The sequence below is a fragment of the Nostoc sp. DedQUE02 genome (assembly GCF_034531035.1).
Lineage (GTDB): Bacteria > Cyanobacteriota > Cyanobacteriia > Cyanobacteriales > Nostocaceae > Nostoc.
The window spans coordinates 1-21390 of record NZ_JAVRBY020000035.1; the positions used below are offsets into that span (position 1 = coordinate 1).

Sequence of the window (21390 nt, forward strand, 5' to 3'; positions counted from 1 at the left end):
AACCCTTTGCCGGAGTATATTATTGGAACCGTGCTTTACAACAAGCACAAAACTTGCCAGGTAATTCTGCGATCGCTTTGAAAAAATTTTTAGTATCCGTCCGTGCAGACCGGGGTAGCATTTTTCGTACACATCAGCTGCTTACGGGGGACAAAAAGGGCTAGGATGGAGATAAAATAAGCCTCATAGCCCTTTTGCCATATATCTATTTCAGGGTATTTTGTCTCCCCTCAAGCATCAGCTGCTGCAATCAAATAGTTCGACTTTTGACGGCTGTGACCAAAGCGAACGCGGCAATATTCTTCAAAGGTTTTATGCGTGGAGCGATGTAATCTGCGATCGCCTACGGCGTAGCCCATCGCGCAATTCTGCCAGTGCCTTACCTGCCTCAAAAAACGCTCTTTCCATACGGCGCTCTAAGTGAAGGCGGTAAGCGTAGCCATGCCGACTATGTAGTTTTTTTGAGATATCTCAACAAGATAAATTCTGTGGCTTGTTCCAGCAGATTTGTAGTTAAAATGACTAAATATGCAAAATATTAATTTAGCGATCGCTCTCTAGTTCGAGTCATCCCAATACTTGTCGGTTAAGGGGAAAAGGGGAAGGGGAAAGAAAAAACCTTTAACCTTTACCCTTTAACCTTTTCCCCAAACCCAATGCCGAGTTGAAAATGCACAAAGCGTGCAGTATTGTCACCGGATAGAGTCAGAGAGAGAAAATTAATGATAGGTTGAGATGATAGAACGCTCATCTCAACCCCAAAGTGAATAACTCAGCATTAATCGCCCTCACCCTTACCACGTCTATAGTTTTATCGCCAATCAGCATTGCTGCTACTGTCCAAGGTTCAACTCATGCCATCAAAATGTCTTCATTTAAGCTTAGTTCCCAAAAATGGCAAAACCGCGTGTTACTAATCTTTGCACCGTCTGTTGATAACCATAGCTATCAGCAACAGATGCAGTTATTTAACCAGCACCAAAATGGTTTTAAAGAACGTGATTTAGTTCTTATTCGGGTTTTACCAAATGAAAGCTATACCAACGGACAGTTAATAGATGAGTCTTCTACTGTTAAGTTGCGAAATCATTTTGGGGTTGATAAAGAAAGTTTTCGCGTCATTTTGGTAGGTAAAGATGGTGGTGTTAAACGCAGTGACAATACACCAGTCCAAGCGACAGCAATTTTTGAGCAAATTGACGCTATGCCGATGCGCCAGCAAGAAATGCAAAATAGAAGCAGAAAATAATACAAGGGTAATTTAAGATACTTTCGGTTGCTGCCATAAAATGAGTTTCAATTCAAGGCAGTTGCAAACCCCATTACTAATTTCTCCTTCGTGGTTGGCTAGCCAATCATAAATTTGTGCAGCTTTTGCTAATGCTACTTTTTCTGAATGATAAAGCCGAGGAGTAGGGCAGTAGGTTTGACCATTGATGTGTATACCTGCAATCTGCCAATAATCGCTCTCTGGTATAACTTCTAAAAACCCATTACTGTAAGACTCGATTATTCCTAAGTTCATACAACCATCAAACTTTTTAACGTTCGCCACAACAAAGCCGATGCCAGCCAATTCTTACTAGTCAAAGCTGGAATCACCAGGAGATGTAATAGCAACCCCTATTAATGATTGTGGGTTTGTAGTCAACGAAAATCTGAATTATTGGTCACTTTTTGGCTTTATTTCGTTATTGACAGCAGTCCTTCGTAAATTTTGCCTTTGACAGCTAGTTTTTGCAACAACCTCGAAGGACGATACCGAGAATTTGGTGTTGCTGAATCGAGGTATGAATTTGGATGTAGAGACGTTGCATTGCAACGTCTCTACAAGGATTTTGAAATAACGCAAAATTATTTTTCATACCGCAATCAGCAACGCCGAGAATTTTAATTGAGGATTGAGAAAGATGCAGCGCCGATAAAACATTATAAGCGATCGCTAACCGATACTGAACCGAGATACTGATACCATCGGCGAATTACAGCCGCCATATTTTTCTAAGGCTTTGCAAAGAATCTTCTTATCGCTGCTTTATAACTTCTGGATGCTATAGAAACCGCAGATATGACTAAATTTAAGATATCCGACTCAAGACAATGGCAATCTCTGCCCTTGGTGATAGGTCGCACTATTGTTATTTTTACCAGCATTTTGCTATTTTCAGAATCAAATGTGGCAATTGCTAGGCATATCCGGTAAATATTGCACAGATGACGCAGACAAATTCGGCGGATGCAAGTCTCGCTGCGGCTGAACTTGCATATCAAGAAGGGAAGCAATTATATGAGCAAGGAACAGCAGAATCTTTGCTACAGGCGATCGCATAATTTGAGGTAGCACTTCCACTATATCAGCAGGCAGGCGATCGCTCATTTTGGCAAAATCTATTCAGATTTTTCTTCAGCTTTTCTTTATTCACTCAATGTTGCATTTTGTTATACATTTGTTACATTACTTTACAGACAGTTAAAACTGCTACAACACTTGAACTTTGGAGTTTTACTCATGTCAGATTTTAAGAATCCTGCGCCTATTGTTTCAGAAGATCCTAATGCTGTGCGTTTTGGCTTCACTCCTCAGAGTGAAAATTGGAACGGTCGTCTTGCAATGATTGGTTTTCTATCTGCGATTTTGATTGAAGCTTTTTCTGGTCAAGGCTTACTCCATTTCTGGGGTATCCTCTAAATTGATGGTAGTAAGGTAGCACAGCTGTGCTACCTTAAACAGTCAGTCTACCAAGTAATTCGTTTTTAACTTATGGCGGTTGTTGAAATTGGTGCAAAATATCAGATTTTTCCGGTTGAGCCAAAATATCAGTGAATAATTACTTTACATTGAATATGTATAGCTAAAACTCATGGAATTACCCCAACGCGTATCAGTCCGCTACAAAGACGCGTCCTTCAGCACTAATGAAATCCGTTTGAGAACTTTTCGGCTTGGGTTACAAATATGGGAAGAACAAACCAAACCTAGAAAAACAGAGCTTTATCAGTTTATATCGTCTTGCCTGAAACAAGTTGACCGCCAAGATCGTTTTATGTTTTCTCTGCTGTTCATAGAATTAACAGACCTCATACGCAATTCTTCGCTAGAAAGGGGAACAAAGGAGGTTCTGATTAAAACAGCTTTTAGAGAATTTGCTTGTGCGATAACAGACTTTGAAGACGTTGCCAAATAAGTTTGTTCATAAGGGTGCTGGTATTGCATAAGCGTAGCCTAACCCAGGCATTGCCCTGAAGTCAGCGAATCTAATCAACTAGGATATTTATAAGTAAGCTGCTTTCTGATTAGATTAGTTTTTTCGCTGAGTACGCGGATGGGTAGGTGTTCGGGAAGGGGTGACTACAAAAATGGCTGAATTATCCTATATGCAACAATTTGAGAGCGTTAGCATTTCTAAACCATCCGCGCACCTTATGGGGACTAGTTTTCAGCCATTTCCCTCTAGCCAAATCACAACTCTTCGTGTTATGATTTTCCCATTCGCGCAACCGAACCTTGAAAACCAAATACAGCAAGACTTTTAAAAGCCAGCGATTGCAATTAACTAAAATCCCTATTAGGGATTGAAATAGCAGGCAACAGAGTACTTGAAATATGCGCTGAATTGCAATTAACTAAAATCCCTATTAGGGATTGAAATAAAAGCAATTACCTATTATCAGCGATAGATTCTCTAAATTGCAATTAACTAAAATCCCTATTAGGGATTGAAATTCTGATGAACTTTTGTATTTCTACATCTTCCATATTGCAATTAACTAAAATCCCTATTAGGGATTGAAATATGAATTCTAATAGAGCTGCTAGTAAAGCACCCATTGCAATTAACTAAAATCCCTATTAGGGATTGAAATTATTGGGAATTGCTTGTCAGATTGGTACAGTGCAAATTGCAATTAACTAAAATCCCTATTAGGGATTGAAATCATATCATCCAACAATTTACGCCATACCCTATTAATTGCAATTAACTAAAATCCCTATTAGGGATTGAAATACGTTGTCGCCAGGATATTCAAAATCACTCTTTTGATGATGACAGAATTGCAATTAACTAAAATCCCTATTAGGGATTGAAATACGTTGTCGCCAATAGCGTTGACACTTGGCTAACGATATTGCAATTAACTAAAATCCCTATTAGGGATTGAAATATCATTGCCTTTTTTATTGCCTGGTATCCCATCGAGATTGCAATTAACTAAAATCCCTATTAGGGATTGAAATGTGACAAATAACCAAGGCGGGAAACAGAGTAAAGTATTGCAATTAACTAAAATCCCTATTAGGGATTGAAATCAAATTCTTAATACTTTGCAATCAGGATTTGGTAATTGCAATTAACTAAAATCCCTATTAGGGATTGAAACTTGCCTATACCTCCCTTGAATCCAACGATTGTAAGATTGCAAAAGCCTACAGTGATACTGAAAGCTTTGGCTTTAACCCAGTCTCTGCGGGAAATAACAGAGTACATTGCAGTTTGTAAGCGATCGCTGATATCTTTGAGTAAATTAACCCGATGCTTGTTGTTCAAAAAGCTCAGTTAGAGGTTATCTCTTCTCTTCATCGCCAAGATTTCAGTTTTACTTGTTTGTGCCAAACCAACAAACCCCGATTTAGGTGTTGCAATTATATTAAAACTATACTCAGTACTATTGAGTAGTGCTTTTTTACTCTAATTTGATAGATAATAGAACTAAGTATGAGCAAAAATAGAGAACTCATACATATCTAAGGAGCTTTAATGACTAAACGTATTACCAGTGCTGTAAATTCAGTAGTGGCAAACTTATCGCGACGAAATGCACTTTTGTGGCTTGGAGGTAGTGGAGTAACTACCGCCTTGATGGTGGGAACACAAAAGGAAGTAAGCGCTAAAGACAACAAAGAGTTGAAATTAGTGAACCCACCAATGTTATATGATGCAACCCGAAATGGTTATAGTCATATAGCTGTTACACCACCAAGGACGAGAACCGTCTATATTTCTGGTCAATTTGGTTCGGATTTACAAGGTAATCTTGTCTCCGATGACTTTGAAAAGCAGTTAGTACAGGCTTTTAAAAACCTCCGTTTTGCCTTAGAAGCGGTTGGTGCACAACCAAGTGATGTAGCAAAAACTACTATTCTTATAGTGGATCACAACCAAAGTAAATTGATTCCGTTAGGACGTGAAATTGGCAATTTGTGGGGGTATAAACCACCAGCAAACACACTTATTCCCGTTCCGAGGCTTGCACTTGACGGTATGTTGTTTGAAATTGATGCTTATGCGGTAATTCCAGAATAAATGTGATTGAAGGCTGGTTCCAATATAACCCTTTCCAATAACAGCAGGTGGAGTAAGAAACTACCGCTTCCGTCCATTAATAATAAGTAAGTCGGCGTAAAGAATTATCGTTGAGATAATGGAGGGAAAAAAAGGGTTTGAGCCTTGTTTAGTTTTTTTCACACATTTTGGTTTTCTTTTGCCGACTTATTTAGTTTCTCCCATTTTAGCAGGTAATTGCCTCTATTCAGACTACGAAACTTAACTATAAATCCCAGCAATTGCTAGTAGTTTGCTCTCATAAACTTGACTTTTAAAGGATAAAGGGAAAGGTTTTTAATACCTTTCCCCAGCCATCACAAGCGCATTTTTAGGTTGGCAAATTACTAGCTTACGCTTTACAGCTTCCTATTGAGTAGCTCGACATTTTTGTGTGGGGGTATTTTATGTCTGCATTGACTGAATTAAAATATTCTCTCCACTGCTGAACTTTAAAAACAAGTCTGGAAAAATTTGGTTTTCACCAAGTTTTATCAATAGCCTGGGAATTGTAAATCTAAAGTGAAGTCACAATAATATTTCCCAATTAACATTAAACTGTCGTTACTAATTTGGGAACAATAAATTTAGTAATCCCTAAGATTTAGCAGTATGTTCAGCACTCGTGTTAGTATTCCCGGATATTATATCATTAAAGAAATCTACAATAGTTCGAGAACCATAGTTTATCAAGGGTATCGAGAAATTGACTCTTTACCTGTAGTGATTAAACTGCTGAAAAATCCATATCCTACATTCAATGAACTGGTGCAATTTCGCAATCAGTACACCATTGCCAAAAATCTAAACTCATCCCTAATCATCCAAACCTACAGCCTGGAAGCGTATCAAAATGGCTATGCGTTGGTGATGGAAGATTTTGGTGGCATTTCTCTCAAAGATTATTTTACTCGTGACCATAGGCGAGATATCAGGTTTTTACAAGAGTTTTTAGAAATAGCGATCGCTCTGTGTAATACCCTAGAGATACTCTATAGTCAGCGCATCATTCATAAAGACATCAAAGCGAGCAATATTTTAATTAATCCTGATTCCAAACAAGTTAAATTAATCGACTTTAGTATTGCCTCTCTATTACCAAGAGAAACGCAAACGTTAATCAGTCCCAATGTATTACAAGGGACACTAGCTTATATTTCTCCAGAACAAACAGGAAGAATGAATCGGGGAATTGACTACCGGACTGATTTTTATTCAGTTGGTGTAACTTTCTACGAATTACTCACTGGAGTTTTACCTTTTCAATCAAATGATCCAATGGAATTGGTGCATTGTCATATTGCTAAAACAGCCCCTTTAGTACATGAAATTAACTCGTTAATCCCACCGATAATTTCGGCGATCATCAGCAAATTAATGGCAAAAAATGCTGAAGAACGCTATCAGACTGTATTAAGATTGAAGTATGATTTAGAAAATTGTTTTGCTCAACTAAAGACAACAAATAAAATTGAAAATTTCTCAATTGCTCAACGAGATGTATGCGAGAGATTTATTATCCCTGATAAACTCTATGGACGAGAAGCAGAAGTAGAAACCCTACTACAAGCATTTGAAAAAATCAGCATGGGTGCAACTGAAATAGCGCTGGTAGCTGGTTTTTCGGGTATTGGTAAAACTGCGGTTGTTAACGAAGTTCATAAACCGATTGTCCGTCAACGTGGTTATTTTATCAAAGGCAAATTTGACCAATTTAATCGGAATATCCCTTTCTCGGCATTTGTCCAAGCTTTCCGTAACTTCATGGAGCAATTACTAACAGAAAGTGATGTCCAAATACAAGAATGGAAAAATAAAATTATTCAAGCATTAGGTGAAGATGGACAGGTAATTATTGAAGTGATTCCCGAATTAGAGAAAATCATTGGCAAACAACCACCCACACCAGAATTATCAGGTAATGCCGCCCAAAATAGATTTAATTTATTATTTCAAAAATTTCTCCAAGTATTTACAACTAAAGCACATCCATTAGTCATATTCTTAGATGACTTGCAGTGGGTAGATTCGGCTTCATTAAAACTCATACAATTATTAATGAATGAAGCTAATCAAGGATACTTACTATTAATTGGTGCGTATCGAGACAATGAAGTTTTTCCAGCACATCCGTTGATGTTGATGTTGGATGAAATTCGCAAGACAGGTGTAACTGTGAATAGCCTTACCCTGAAACCGCTCAACCAACTACAATTGAATCAATTTGTAGCCGATACCTTAAATTGTGCGGAGAATGTAGCATTATCTCTTTCACAATTGATTGATCGTAAAGCTCAAGGTAATCCATTTTTTGCAACTCAGATTCTCAAATCGTTACATCAAGACCAACTGATTCAATTCAATTTTCTAGAGGGATGTTGGCAATGTGATATTTCCCAAATAAATCAGCAAACTCTAGCAGACGATGTGGTTGATTTTATGGTCTTCCAATTACGAAGACTACCAGAATCAACTCAACAACAATTGAAGCTAGCTGCTTGTATTGGGAATGAGTTCGATTTAAAAACATTAGCGATTGTTTCCAAACAATCGGAGTTAGAAACCGCAGATTGTTTGTGGAAGGCTTTACAACAAGGATTGATTTTGCCGCAAAGTGAGGTTTATAAGTTTTTTGTTGGTTCAGAAAATCAAGCAGCTACTCAAGAACATTCTGAGATGGTTGTATACAAATTTTTACACGATCGCGTCCAACAAGCTGCCTATTCACTCATTCCAGAAGCACAAAAACAGTCAACACACTTGCAAATTGGGCGATTGTTGTTGCAGAGTACACATCCAGATCAGCAAGAGTCAGGAATTTTTGCGATCGTTAACCAATTCAATTACGGATTGGAGTTATTGGAAGAACCTGGCGAACGAGAACATCTATCTCGGTTAAATTTGATAGCTGGTTGTAAAGCCAAAAACTCGACTGCTTATGCAACAGCAGTGGAGTATTTAAAAGTTGCGATGCTTCTGTTACCGATAAATGCTTGGCAAAGCAGCTACGATTTGGCCCTGGCTGTTTACGAATCTGCGGCTGAGGCAGAATATCTCAATATAAACTTTGAGTCATCAAAATCATTAGTAGATATTATCCTCAAAAACGCTAAATCTCCATTAGAAAAAGTTCGTACTTATGAAATTCAAATCCAATCTTATACAGCGCAAAATAAATTTATTGAAGCAATAGCCACAGGTAGAGAAGCACTCCAATTACTAGATTTGACATTACCTGAAGACGGCAATACTCAAATGATTTTTGATGAACATACTCAGTTACAAAAAATGTTTGTTCATCAATCGATTGCAGCATTGGCAGATTTACCAGAAATAACTGATACCAAAAAATTAGTTGCACTCCGCATTTTATCAGGTTTGTTTGCCCCGGTTTATATAGCTAAACCAATGTTGTTGCCTCTGAAGATTTTTACAATGATCAGAATTTGCATCCAGTCTGGCAACTCACCACAGGCAGCTATTGCTTACAGTCTCTATGGATTATTTTTGTGCAGTATTGGTGCAATTGAAGATGGGTATAACTTTGGCAAACTGGCAGTACAGCTTTTAGATAAATTTCAAACCAAAGAACTTAAAAGCAGAGTTTATCTAACATTTAGCTTGTTTATTAAACACTGGAAAGATTCAATAAAATCCACATTAAACTTATTTTTGGATGGATTGCAAAGTGGATTAGAAACTGGAAATTTAGAATATGTAGGTTATTGTGCTAATTGCTATTGTCAGTTTCTCTTTTGGAGTGGAGAGAACCTAGAGAATGCTGTGCTGGAGGCAGATAAATATTGCGATCTAATGCAGCAAATTAAACAAGAAGTATCTCTGGTTTGGGGAAATATTTGGCGGCAGACAGTTATAAATTTACAAGGAGAAACGAACAACCCCTGTTGTTTAATTGGGAAGCATTTTCACGAAGTAGAAATGTTACCAGTATTGATTGAAACTAACAATATTAATGGGATTTGTTATGTCTATCTAGCAAAAACGCTACTGGCTTATCTTTTTGGTGAATACGAGTCTGCTTGGGAATATTCCCAAAAATTTGAGCAATATGAGCAGGGAGCAGCAGGTTTATTAATTGTACCTTTGCGAAATTTCTATCAATCTCTGAGTTTGTTAGCTCTTTGTTCTCAGGTAAATGAAGCACAGCAACAACTTTATCTCCAAAAAGTAGCCCAAAACCAGGCAAAAATGCGAGAATGGGCAGATCATGCACCAGTCAATTATCAGCACAAGTACCATTTAATCTTGGCTGAACAAGCTCGTGTAAGTGGCGATCGCCTACAAGCCGCAGATTATTATCAAATAGCCATCGAAGAAGCGATCGCCAATGACTATGTTCAGGAAGCAGCGATCGCTAACGAACTTGCTGCCAAATTTTACCTAGAATGGGCTAAAGACAAAGCCGCAGAAGGATATCTGCAACAAGCATATTACTGCTATGCCCATTGGGGAGCAAAAGCCAAAACTGATGACTTGGAAAAACGCTATCCCAAATTACTCAAACCCATTTTGCAACAGCAAGAATTCAACTTCAATCCCTTAGAAACCATAGCCAGTATTGCTCGTACATCTTCTACTTACCCTACCAACACTACTAATATTTCTGATGCTCTAGATTTGACTTGCATTCTCAAAGCCGCTCAAACTATCTCTAGTTGTATCGAATTAGATGCACTTGTCAGCAGTCTCACTCGCATTATCTTAGAAAATTCTGGTGCAAAAACATCTGTATTAATTCTTCCCCAAGAAGATGTTTGGCAAGTGCGGGCAATTACCTTTATCGAGCAACAGTCAAATTCCCAGACTGATGTCAAAACCATTCTTTATTCACAACCACTAGATGCTTGTCAAAATATCCCGATAAAACTGATCAATTACGTTAAGAATACTCAAGAAAGCGTGATCATAGACAATTGCCAAACAAATATTCCTGGTGTAATTGGGGAATATATGCTCCAACATCAACCTCAAAGTGTATTATGTATGCCCATTGTTAACCAAGGTCATTTGGTGGGGATTCTCTACCTAGAAAATAAACTGAATCAAGGCGTATTTACTAATAACCGTCTCCAGGTAATTAACCTACTGTCCTCCCAAGCAGCAATTGCCTTAGAAAACGCCCAGCTTTATCAGCAAGCGGGGCAAGCTTTACAAGAGTTGCAACAAGCTCAATTACAAATTGTCCAAAGTGAAAAGATGTCTGCATTAGGTAACTTGGTTGCTGGGGTAGCTCATGAAATGAATAATCCTTTAGGTTTTATTGCTGCTAGTCTCCAACAAGCTAAACCCACCTTTGCTGAGATTATTGAACATTTGAAACTATATGAAAAAAGGTTTCCTACTCCTGGAGATGAAATTCTTACCCATGCCGAAGAAATCGACTTGGAATATAGCTTAGAAGATTTGCCCAAGATGATTGATTCGATGATGATAGCATGTGACAGGCTGAAAAATATCAGTACCAGTCTCCGCACTTTCTCCCGTGCCGATAGAGATTACAAAGTACCGTTTAACATTCATGAAGGCATTGATAGTACAATTTTAATTTTAAAACACCGTCTGAAAGCCAATGATATTCGTCCGGCAATTGAAGTAGTGACAGACTACGGGAATTTACCCCAAATTGAATGCTTTCCTGGGCAACTAAATCAAGTATTTATGAACATTTTAGCGAATGCTATCGATGCCTTGGATGAATCAAATACAGAGCAGAGTTTTGAGGAGATTAAAGCCAATCCTAACTGGATTAAAGTTACCACCTCCTTAAAAGAAAGACAGGTTGAGGTGAAGATTGCAGATAATGGTAAAGGAATGAGTGAATCAGTTAAACAAAAAGTATTTGACCACTTGTTTACCACTAAAGGTGTTGGTAAAGGAACGGGATTAGGATTAGCGATCGCTCAGTCTATTATTGTAGAAAAACATGGTGGAACTTTGAATGTGAGTTCTATTCTTGGCGAGGGAACAGAATTTGTAATTACCTTACCGATTCTAACCAAGATTCCAGGTTATACTAATTCTATTTGAGCCTGCATAGAATTCACAATCACGAATTAGGCGTTAAATAGATTTAAAAATAAAATCAATCAAATATTTCAGACATTTAACTGAAACGATTTATGCTGCATTTTTTTATTTAGTGAACGCCAAATAATACTTAATGAAAAAACTTGTTAAGCTATTACTATTTTGACTTCCAAAAAACAACCCTCAAGAATACCACAAAATCCTTATGCAAGAGTTTCTATATTCATCACAAGCCTCAAAGATCATACAGTAGATTTCAAGTTAATGAAGTACACAAACTAAGTCCCAAGGCAGATATAAAGCCTGTTTTACTCCTGAATTCTGACTCCTGAATTCTGAATTCTGTATATTGACGCAAACGTGCTGTGAACAACCAAATTTATTACCTATTGCAGATTGATTTAACCTTAAACTGCGACCAGAGAGGGTAGTTTGGCGAGACTCCTTAAACAATACAAGAACAAATTTCACCCTTTGACTAAGCCTATGGTGCAATGGCAAAAGCCTATCAATTGAGTCAATCTGTTTATAGATATTGTTAATCCATTGAGTCAAAAATTTCGATTAATAGTATCTAAGCGTTTTGAGGGAAGTCAGATGAAACTGATGATTTTAGCTACCACAGCATTACTAAGTACGATTTGCTATACCATTCCGGTGCAAGCTGCAAATCCCGCCCATGTTAGACAATTACTGAAAACAGGGAAATGTCCGGGGTGTGAATTGGCTGGAGCAGACCTGCGTAATGCTCATTTAATTGGTGCTGATTTAAGAAATGCTAACTTAAAGGGAGCTAACTTAAGAAATGCTAATTTAGAAGGTGCTGATCTCACTAGTGCTAATCTGACTAGTGCCAACTTGAGCCAAGTATTTGCAAGTGATATTGACTTAAGCGCTACTAACTTAACAAATGCCAAGCTAACAGATGCCAAGCTTCATAATGCTAACTTGGAGGGTGCTGTCTTGGCTGGGGTTGATCTTAAGGAAGTTATATTGTACTGAGATGTTTCAGTGACTTAATATTTAACCTTTTCCCCGAACTCGATTCCGAGTTGAAAATACACAAAGCCAGTAGTATTGACTGTGATTTTTGCCCAAGCCTTGTTTGAGATTCCGTGGGAGAAATAATTATATGGAGTTGTGGTCAAGTAGAAATCAGTTTTTTACTTGACCACTTTTGATAATGATTATGTCCTCGTGGTTGCTTTGGTTGCTAGAGGTGAATTGTCATAGTGTGTTAACAAATCAGATGGATCATCATAAATGGCGATCGCATCCTTTAATTGACTATCATCAAAACCACCACAACGAAGCGCAATCACGCCAACACCAGCTTTATTTGCAGACTCAACATCATAGGGAGTATCCCCCAGCATGATCACAGAGGATGGTTGCATATTCAACTTGCTCAAAGCAGCTTCGACAATATCTGGTTCTGGTTTAGAAGCTTCGGCATCGTTAGATGTTGTCGCCTCATCCTGACTCAGCAAGTCATCAACTTGTGCAGCTTTCAACAATACTGTCAGTTCTTGATTCGTTGCTGAACTGGCGATGATTAAACGCAAGCCAACAGACAGCATCTTCAATATTAGTTGCCGCGCACCACTGGTGGGAGCCAGATTTGTTGCCAACTTGTTGACGATCAGTTCTTTACGTTTGTCAGCGATTTCCTTACCTTTTCCTTGTTGATCGGAAAGTCCTGGAGCGAACTTCGGAATAATGTGGTCGCCTCCCATCCCAATCAATGGTCGGACTTGCTCGAACTTTACCTCATAGCCAAAGGCAGCAAATGCTTCTACCCAAGCTTGAGCATGGGCATCATTACTGAGAACAAGTGTCCCATCTACATCCAAAATTACACCTTGATATGTCATTGAGAAATTTCTCGGTTACTTTAGTGCCTCTACGCTACTCAAAAATTGTTGCCATAACCTCTACCTCAGTTGTTACTTCCAATGAAGAAGGAACATTGGTATATCTTGCGTCGTAGAATATGACAGATGACGCAAACAGTATCCCCAGAGAGATTAATTTTCGCATTACTGCAATCTATCAGCCCAACAGAGATTGCAGACGATTAACTAGATCAAACAATAAAATTATAGGAATCCGGTTTGATTACTGAAATCACTTGCGTAGGAAGGCAATAGGCAAAAGGCAAAAGGCAATAGGCAAGAGGATTTCAGAAGATTAAGGTATACCAATCCAATATGAGTCCTATATTATTGAATCTGATAGAGCAACTAAACTCAAAAATCAAATAAATAGAACAAGAAAACCAAAAACTTTCATGATATAAGACTCATATTTAATTTCTGAAAAAATTCAGTAGAACTCAAAGAGGCTTCTTGACTGTTACCTATTGCCTATTGCCTCTTACCACCTACGCAAATAATTTGATACAAATATGATTACTACATCTAACACTTAAAGTGGCGTAATCCAATAAATAATACCTCGAATAGTTTGTTTCTTAAAACCAAACAGAGGTAAATTATCTTCAGATAAACCCACATAAGTCCAATGCGGAAGATCGTTTTCTACAGTTTGAAACCAACCATTTTCATTAAGAGCTTTTCTTTGTTCTTTACTGCCTACGCGTAAATCAATTGCTAATCCCCAGAGATGTTGTGAAGTTCCAGGAGGTGCAACTAAACCAAGAATTTTTGTTTCTTTACCCTGTTGAACTTTTGCTAAAACTTGATTGTTAGCATATTTATGCCAAAATCTTAAATTCGTGTTGAAAGTGCGAGTACAATCACCAGAACCATAACCAGATTTTAGTGGAATCTGTTGCTGGATTCGTGCTTTATTTAAAGCATCAGCCGCCGATTTTTGTAAGTAACAATCGTTAGTGCCATCAACATGACCCATTGTTAAATTAGCTTGAAAATCTTGGGTTTCTTGTTCACTAGCAAAAATATCTTTTGGCGGTAGTTTAATCCCAATATCTGGATTTACGAATACTGCGCCATACATCCGCAGCAAAGTATATTCATAAGTACCAGGCTGAGGAATTGTGGATAATTTTCTGGCGATCGCAGATAAAAAACGCTGTTGAGCATTTAATTTGGCATCGGGAATAAATGGTTCTAATGTTGTCTTTTTAGAGATATCTGTACAAGATAATGAATCAGCAGTCAAGCATCCGTTTAATGGTTGGGCAGTTATAGCAACTTTGTGGTGGGTAATTTCATTGCTAGCTACTAAGACAAAAATCATCAAGATAACTATACCGATGAAAGTTGCCTTTCTAATAATTCTATTAATATTTCTATTCTTCTTGATTGTAAGTTTCATTTTTAAGTAATTGCTTATTAGTTTAAATAAACCCCTAAATTTCTGACAAATATTTGTTATTTACATAATATATAAAGATTTAATTGATATTGACTTATGTTTCATTAAACAATTAATCCTTATAGACGGTAAATTAATCTGTGTTGCTCTCCAACTATAGGATTCATATTTTATTTCTGAAAAAATTCAGTACAACTCAAAGAGATTTCTTGATTATTGCCTATTGCCTATTGCCTCTAACCTCTTACCTCCTACGCAAATAATTATGGCTACGCCACGCCGCGCGAACAGAAATAAAAACGGATTGCTATATATGAACAATAGGCATGATAACTAACCCGGAAATTTTCACAAAAATTAAAAAACATTATATTTTTAATTAATAACTAAAGGTTAAAAGTATAAATTTGCCTTTAATTGAGTCCTAGTAAATTTGATAACTTTTTTATCAGAAAGATACATCCATGAAATCACTGGAACAGCTAAAATTGAAAAGAACTCTAAGCTTGCCGATCCTGTAAGTATGACCATGCACAATTCCGTTGAATTCCAAGACGCTTTTGATGTCATAGTCGTCGGTGCAGGTCACTCCGGTTGCGAAGCAGCTCTCGCCTCTGCACGCCTCGGTTGTCGTACCCTGCTATTGACGCTCAACTTGGATAAAATCGCTTGGCAACCTTGTAACCCAGCAGTGGGTGGCCCGGCCAAATCTCAGTTGACCCATGAGGTAGATGCACTTGGCGGAGAAATTGGTAAAATAGCAGACCGCACCTACCTGCAAAAACGTATCCTCAACTCTTCACGGGGGCCTGCTGTTTGGGCATTACGCGCCCAGACGGACAAGCGCGAATATGCAGCAGTGATGAAAAATATTGTCGAGAACCAAGAAAACTTGACAATCCGCGAAAGTATGGCAACAGACTTGGTGCTGGATACTAACGGTGAAGTCATCGGCGTTGAAACTTATTTTGGTGTAGGGTTCCAATGTAAAGCAGTCATCTTGACAACTGGCACTTTCCTGGGAGGTAAAATTTGGGTTGGTAACAAATCAATGCCAGCCGGACGTGCTGGAGAATTTGCGGCTGAAGGTTTGACACAAACCCTAAATCGCCTGGGATTTGAAATCGGCAGACTTAAAACTGGAACTCCGGCACGGGTAGACAAGCGATCGGTGGATTATAGTAAAATGCTTATCCAGCCAGGAGATGAAGATGTGCGCTGGTTTAGTTTTGACCCGGATGTGTGGGTAGAACGGGAACAAATGCCTTGCTACATCACCCGCACCACCGCCGAAACCCATCGTTTAATTCAGGAAAATTTGCATTTGTCGCCAGTTTATGGCGGTTGGGTGGAAGCTAAAGGGCCGCGTTATTGTCCCAGTATTGAAGATAAAATTGTGCGCTTTGCCGATAAAGAAAGCCACCAAATCTTTATTGAACCGGAAGGAAGGGATATACCCGAACTTTATATCCAAGGATTTTCTACAGGGTTGCCAGAAAATTTGCAGTTGCAAATGTTGCGAACTCTCCCCGGTTTGGAAAAATGTGTGATGCTGCGTCCCGCCTATGCAGTGGAATATGACTATTTACCAGCAACTCAGTGTTACCCCACACTGATGACTAAGAAAATTGCCGGGCTGTTTTGTGCTGGGCAAATTAACGGTACCACAGGTTATGAAGAAGCTGCTGCTCAAGGGCTAGTGGCGGGAATTAACGCAGCTCGATTTGTTCGCTCTCAAGAAATGATTGTGTTTGCGCGCGAGCAAAGTTACATTGGGACGCTAGTTGATGACCTGTGTACAAAAGACTTGCGGGAACCTTACCGGATGCTTACCAGTAGGTCAGAGTACCGATTGATATTGCGTTCTGATAATGCCGATCAACGCTTAACACCCTTGGGACGAGAAATTGGTTTAATTGACGATCGCCGTTGGGATATATTTACCAAAAAACAGGGTAATATTACCACAGAAAAACAAAGATTGCAAGCAACAAGAGTCAAAGAACATGATGAAATGGGAATAGCGATCGCATCTGATACCCAACAAGCAATTAAAGGGTCAATTACCCTCAACGACTTGCTGCGGCGTCCGGGATTCCATTACGTTGACCTCGATAGGTTCGGACTGGGAAACCCCGACCTCAACCGCGCTGAGAAAGAAGGCGCAGAAATTGACATTAAGTATTCTGGCTATCTCGCTAGGCAACAAAATCAGATTGACCAAATTGCCCGCCAAGCGCACCGCCAATTACCTGCGGATTTGGATTACACAACAATTGATACCCTATCCAAAGAAGCACGGGAAAAGCTGACTCACGTAAAACCACTCACTCTTGGTCAAGCTGCACGTATAGGTGGTGTAAACCCAGCAGATATTAATGCCTTATTATTATATCTAGAATTGCGTAGAACTAAGAGCCAGTCAGAGTTTCCAGCGTTAGCTTAACACCAAGTTCATAAACACTGAGTATAGTAGTAAGGAGGGAGATTGGTATGATAGATGACATAAATATTAGTAGTGCCATCATCAACAATCCCCAGATTGAAGTTGAATTTAATACCAACACTCAATCAACTCGTCTCAATATGATGGGGGATTGGATGTTTCATTATTCAGGAGGCAGGAGTAATCCACACGCAACTGTGTGGAATTGAAGCAAAGAAGCTTTGTATATCGCGGCACTTGACGCTCAATACAATTCTCCTTCTTAAAACGGGTAATGACCCAGAACTCAAATTTTTATTCATACTTCTTTCCTCCTGCCTCCTGCCCTCTACCTCCTGCCTTCTCTTAATAATCTCGGCAGTAGGGGTGGCATTTCCCCGTCCTAGCAACAACCCAGAACGTCTATGTTACAAGAAGCCAGCACCCGTCTCATAATACCAGAACCATCAGAAGACTTAATCGCCAACGAGCCTTGGTCGATAGAAAACTATGCTGATGGCCTTATGGATGAACTCTTTGCCGATATTGACTGCATTCTGGATGTTAGTGGTAATCTGCCTTCTCAAACTGTTAGGCACAGTAGTCAGAACAAATCAAGCCACTCTGTTGCTGGGGTTTCTGCCCAAGTTCAACGCCAGTCCCCTCCAGAATACGTGCCTCTGCAAACAGTTACAATACCGCAGATTATTTTACCGAACACACTGAATCAACCAGTACAGTCAGTTGCTCAAAATAATCACAAGCAATTGAGTACCGTTGTATTTGACACTGCTACCGTTAAACCAGTTAGTAGAAAGCGTCAGAAAACGAGTCCTACTTTGGGCAAACTGCTGATTGTGGGAACAACTTTAGGCGTGGCGATCGCTAGTATGATCTACTTGGTGCAGTCTGGAGTCGTATATCTTTTAAATACCAAATTGCCTGAGTCAGCGCTTTTGCTGTCACAACCGCAGTCACAGTTGCCTGTAAAAACAGAAATTGAGGCAGAGTTAGTTGACTATATGCTTCAATCGCTAGCTGTTATAGACAAGCAAGGAGCAAAAAGCAATCAAAAATCTTTCAGTCCGGGATTCTCCAGTCAGGCAAATACTAATCAAATAGCCCTTGGCCGCGAGCAAGTAACTGGTAATCTACCACCACTTCCACTAGCTAACAATACACCACCAGCCTCCAACCGTTCTGGAAGCGTTGTTGAGCGTATCTACGTTCCCGTTTATCAAGCGCCGTCACCAATGCGCTACGCCCTTCCAGCCATTCCTGGGAGTCCCACACTTTTACCACAAGTTGCCAGTGCGTTACGGGCATCTCAACCTAATGTTGTAAAAAGTGCCCTGAATACAGTGCGACAAGCTGCCAAGCCTGTAACCGTCAACATGTTAGCTGCGGCTGTACGAGCCGAACTCAAACCTGTGGCGGCGAAAACTGCACCCATTAGCGTGCGGCAAACACCTAAGCCTCTGCCTGCATTACCAGTAGTTCCCTTACGTGCAGCACTTGCCCCAGAGTCAGAACCAACTATTACCCAAGAACAAGTGTATCCGCCAACTGCGATCGCAGAAGCTCCCACTAATACCTTAGAGGGACTACTAGAGTTGGGCAACAAATCAGCTGCTTTGTTTAAAATTGATGGCGTAACTCGCCGCATCAATATGGGTGAAAGCATTGGCTCAAGCGGTTGGACACTAGTAGATGTTAGTAATGGCGAAGCAGTCATCCGGCGTAACGGCGAAGTGCGATCGATTTACGCAGGGCAGAAACTATAATAAATTTTTTAAACCTCTGTCTGCTTGAAGAGAGGTTTAGAGAGTGGTGAAATTGAAGGTATTAAACTCACCAAGAATTAACTCCTGACAGGTGGGTTATACCAATTCAAAATTCAAAATTCAAAATTCAAAATTAGGGAAGCTAGACAGAACAAAGGTTTGGGAGTATGTATCTGTCGCATTCTTTTTTAAAATTGGTATTAATTTCAAAATAAATGTGATTATTGTTACCAATCAGAGCAACACAAAGTCTCTCTCTAATTAGCTGTTGATCGTTGAAAAATCTAATAGCTTAATAAATATTTCGCCAAGCTTTTACCGTACCTTTGCCAATTTTGCTATCAACAGTTTGACCTCCCTCCAATACTAGTCTGATATCTAAATTATCATCTGGAGCATTTTTCAAAGCAGTGGCTAATTCTCGACTGACACCAAACGTGCCGGTTGAACCGTCTAATTTAAAAACTTTTCCCCTCACTTTGAGCAACAGTTTATCGACTTTTTTGCTAGTGACAAACCTCAAAAAATCAGGTCTAGGATATATATGACCTGCGGTGTAGAAAGAAGAACTTGCTTGACCAGAATTTACTGTTACCAATACTCGAATGCTCGAAGGTGTCCACAAACTAATAACTTGCGTTGAACCCTCACGGAACAAGTAGCCACCTAAAGAATTGCGATCAAAAACCCCAAAAAACTCCCCTTCAAAGGGATCAACAATTCTCACGGTTTTTGACCAGGGCACATCCATATCAGGGGAAAGTCCTGCTGATTTGACCACTGGCAAATCGCTTGATGCTTGAGCCAAACTAACTACTTCTTGAACAGTGAAAGCAGCACAAAGTTGGGGGGAAGTTACAGCCAAACTAGCCCCAAAAAGAAGAACTGAAATCGTCTGCGGTAACTTCATCATAAGTAAGTTAGGGGTGTAAGGACTTCCAGTTAAAAAAACATCCCATCATAGCGGTAAAAGGCTTTGCGCCTCTACAAATCTACAAATAATTTGGGATAATTTATTTTTTGCAAATCCCATAATCTTCAACTAGTTATTACTGCAAAACGGTTTGCCTTACTTCAACTGGTTCACCAGTCAAGCTAAAAGGGCGGACTTCGGTAATTTTTACCTTCACCAACTGTCCTTTGAGTTCTTTGATGTTGCCGCTAAAAAAGGTCAAACGATTACCGCCAGTGCGCCCCATCACCTGGGTTGGATCTTTAGGATTTTGGTCTTCTACTAAAACTTCTTCAATCCGTCCAAAGTAACGTTGCGATCGCTCTGCTACTTTTAAGTTTCCCAGATGATTGAGCCGTTGCAGGCGATCGCTTTTAATTTCTTCACTTAGCTGATTGTCCCACAAAGCGGCCGGTGTCCCTGGACGCGGCGAATATGCTGCTGTATTCAACATATCAAAGCCAATATCTTCCACTAGTTTCAGGGTATTTTCAAACTGTGCTTCTGTCTCCCCAGGAAAACCGACAATCGCATCGGCACTAATGGAGGCATCTGGCATATACCGCCGAATGGTATCGATAATCCGGCGATATTTTTCATGGGTATAACCCCGCGACATCGCCTTTAAAAGTTCATTATCGCCAGATTGAAAAGGAATGTGGAAGTGTTCGCACACCTTGGGCAATTCAGCACAAGCCTGAATTAATCTCTCAGTAAAATAACGGGGGTGACTAGTAGCAAATCTTAATCTTTCAATCCCCGGCACATCATGGACGTAATAAAGCAAATCTGTAAAATTGTGCAGATGTCGACCTTCTGATGTCACTCCAGGTAAATCTCTGCCGTAAGCATCAATATTTTGACCGAGTAGAGTAATTTCTTTGTAACCTTGCCGTCCTAGTTCTTCCATTTCAGCCCGGATAGCTGACGGTGTGCGAGATTGTTCGACACCGCGCACATTGGGAACTACGCAATAGGTACAGCGTTCATTACAGCCGTAAATCACATTCACCCAAGCGGTCACTGTACTATCCCGTCGCGGCTGGGTGATATCTTCAATAATGTGAACTGCTTCGGTTGCGACAACTTGGTTGCCCTCAAACACCGACTCCAACAAATCTTTCAGACGGTTGGCGTGTTGTGGCCCCATTACCAAGTCTAATTCTGGAACTCGCCGCAACAGTGCTTCTCCTTCTTGTTGGGCAACACAACCAGCAACGATGAGGGTTAAATCAGGCTGCTCATGTTTGCGCTTCGCTTGTCTGCCAAGATAGGAATATACCTTTTGTTCAGCATTATCCCGAATGGTGCAGGTATTGTAGAGAATTACATCTGCATGATTTGGGTCTTGGCACCACTCAAAGCCCATGTCTTCCAAAACGCCAGCCATGCGCTCTGAGTCAGCTTTATTCATCTGACAACCGAAAGTAGTAATGTGATATTGGCGTTTAGAAGTGGTCATGGGCAATGCTTAATCAGGGTAATGAATGTATGTAAGGTTTATTTCTATTCTATAACGCTCTTAACCTGCATCAGGAATGCTGAATAACCAAAATGGAG

General features: G+C 39.6%; 14 protein-coding genes, 1 pseudogene and 1 CRISPR repeat array. Of the genes and pseudogenes, 9 read left to right on the top strand and 6 right to left on the bottom strand.

From position 1 onward, the window contains the following. Window positions 1–239: 239 nt before the first annotated feature. A pseudogene (locus tag RMX98_RS22900) lies at window positions 240–429 on the bottom strand (hypothetical protein); the annotation flags it as partial. Between the two features lie 334 nt (window positions 430–763). Between RMX98_RS22900 and RMX98_RS22905 the strand changes: the two are divergent. Further along, window positions 764–1249, top strand: a complete 486-nt coding sequence (locus RMX98_RS22905; RefSeq protein ID WP_322676190.1) for a DUF4174 domain-containing protein — start codon at window positions 764–766, stop codon at window positions 1247–1249. Window positions 1250–1261: 12 nt separating this feature from the next. Here the strand turns inward: RMX98_RS22905 and RMX98_RS22910 are convergent, their stop codons facing one another. After that, window positions 1262–1525 (bottom strand): hypothetical protein, encoded by a 264-nt coding sequence (locus RMX98_RS22910; protein WP_322676249.1) that lies wholly within the window; start codon window positions 1523–1525, stop codon window positions 1262–1264. Between the two features lie 984 nt (window positions 1526–2509). Between RMX98_RS22910 and RMX98_RS22915 the strand changes: the two genes are divergently transcribed. The 5 genes from RMX98_RS22915 (at window position 2510) to RMX98_RS22935 (ending at window position 12371) form a co-directional block, all read left to right on the top strand. Continuing rightward, on the top strand, window positions 2510–2689 hold the full coding sequence (locus tag RMX98_RS22915; protein ID WP_322676191.1) for a chlorophyll a/b-binding protein: 180 nt from the start codon (window positions 2510–2512) through the stop codon (window positions 2687–2689). A gap of 172 nt (window positions 2690–2861) precedes the next feature. After that, window positions 2862–3185, top strand: coding sequence for a hypothetical protein (locus RMX98_RS22920; RefSeq protein ID WP_322676192.1), 324 nt, complete (start codon window positions 2862–2864; stop codon window positions 3183–3185). Window positions 3186–3543: 358 nt separating this feature from the next. Further along, window positions 3544–4380: a CRISPR direct-repeat array (repeat unit 37 nt; unit sequence ATTGCAATTAACTAAAATCCCTATTAGGGATTGAAAT). Between the two features lie 377 nt (window positions 4381–4757). Next, on the top strand, window positions 4758–5303 hold the full coding sequence (locus tag RMX98_RS22925; protein ID WP_322676193.1) for a RidA family protein: 546 nt from the start codon (window positions 4758–4760) through the stop codon (window positions 5301–5303). A 630-nt stretch (window positions 5304–5933) separates the two neighbouring features. Beyond that, entirely contained in the window at window positions 5934–11369 is a 5436-nt protein-coding gene (locus RMX98_RS22930) for an AAA family ATPase (RefSeq protein ID WP_322676194.1), read from the top strand. 597 nt (window positions 11370–11966) lie between these two features. Continuing rightward, entirely contained in the window at window positions 11967–12371 is a 405-nt protein-coding gene (locus RMX98_RS22935) for a pentapeptide repeat-containing protein (protein ID WP_322676195.1), read from the top strand. Window positions 12372–12556: 185 nt separating this feature from the next. Here RMX98_RS22935 and RMX98_RS22940 read toward each other — a convergent pair whose 3' ends face one another. Together RMX98_RS22940 and RMX98_RS22945 are read right to left on the bottom strand one after the other, a co-directional pair. Further along, window positions 12557–13243, bottom strand: a complete 687-nt coding sequence (locus RMX98_RS22940) for an HAD family hydrolase (protein ID WP_322676196.1) — start codon at window positions 13241–13243, stop codon at window positions 12557–12559. Between the two features lie 553 nt (window positions 13244–13796). Next, window positions 13797–14669: a D-alanyl-D-alanine carboxypeptidase family protein gene (locus tag RMX98_RS22945; RefSeq protein ID WP_322676197.1), complete on the bottom strand. Its 873-nt coding sequence runs from the start codon at window positions 14667–14669 to the stop codon at window positions 13797–13799. 523 nt (window positions 14670–15192) lie between these two features. Between RMX98_RS22945 and mnmG the strand changes: the two genes are divergently transcribed. The 3 genes from mnmG to RMX98_RS22960 all read left to right on the top strand — a co-directional run bounded on the left by mnmG (window position 15193) and on the right by RMX98_RS22960 (window position 18878). Continuing rightward, window positions 15193–17115, top strand: a complete 1923-nt coding sequence (mnmG, locus tag RMX98_RS22950) for a tRNA uridine-5-carboxymethylaminomethyl(34) synthesis enzyme MnmG (protein ID WP_322676250.1) — start codon at window positions 15193–15195, stop codon at window positions 17113–17115. 47 nt (window positions 17116–17162) lie between these two features. Then, complete coding sequence (locus RMX98_RS22955) at window positions 17163–17324, top strand: hypothetical protein (protein WP_322676198.1); 162 nt, start codon at window positions 17163–17165, stop codon at window positions 17322–17324. Between the two features lie 195 nt (window positions 17325–17519). After that, complete coding sequence (locus RMX98_RS22960; RefSeq protein ID WP_322676199.1) at window positions 17520–18878, top strand: hypothetical protein; 1359 nt, start codon at window positions 17520–17522, stop codon at window positions 18876–18878. 292 nt (window positions 18879–19170) lie between these two features. Here RMX98_RS22960 and RMX98_RS22965 read toward each other — a convergent pair whose 3' ends face one another. Both RMX98_RS22965 and miaB read right to left on the bottom strand, forming a co-directional pair. Continuing rightward, window positions 19171–19791 (bottom strand): hypothetical protein, encoded by a 621-nt coding sequence (locus tag RMX98_RS22965; RefSeq protein ID WP_322676200.1) that lies wholly within the window; start codon window positions 19789–19791, stop codon window positions 19171–19173. A gap of 136 nt (window positions 19792–19927) precedes the next feature. After that, the gene (miaB, locus tag RMX98_RS22970) at window positions 19928–21292 is read right to left on the bottom strand and encodes a tRNA (N6-isopentenyl adenosine(37)-C2)-methylthiotransferase MiaB (protein ID WP_322676201.1); all 1365 of its coding nucleotides are present in this window, start codon (window positions 21290–21292) and stop codon (window positions 19928–19930) included. Window positions 21293–21390 lie beyond the last annotated feature (98 nt).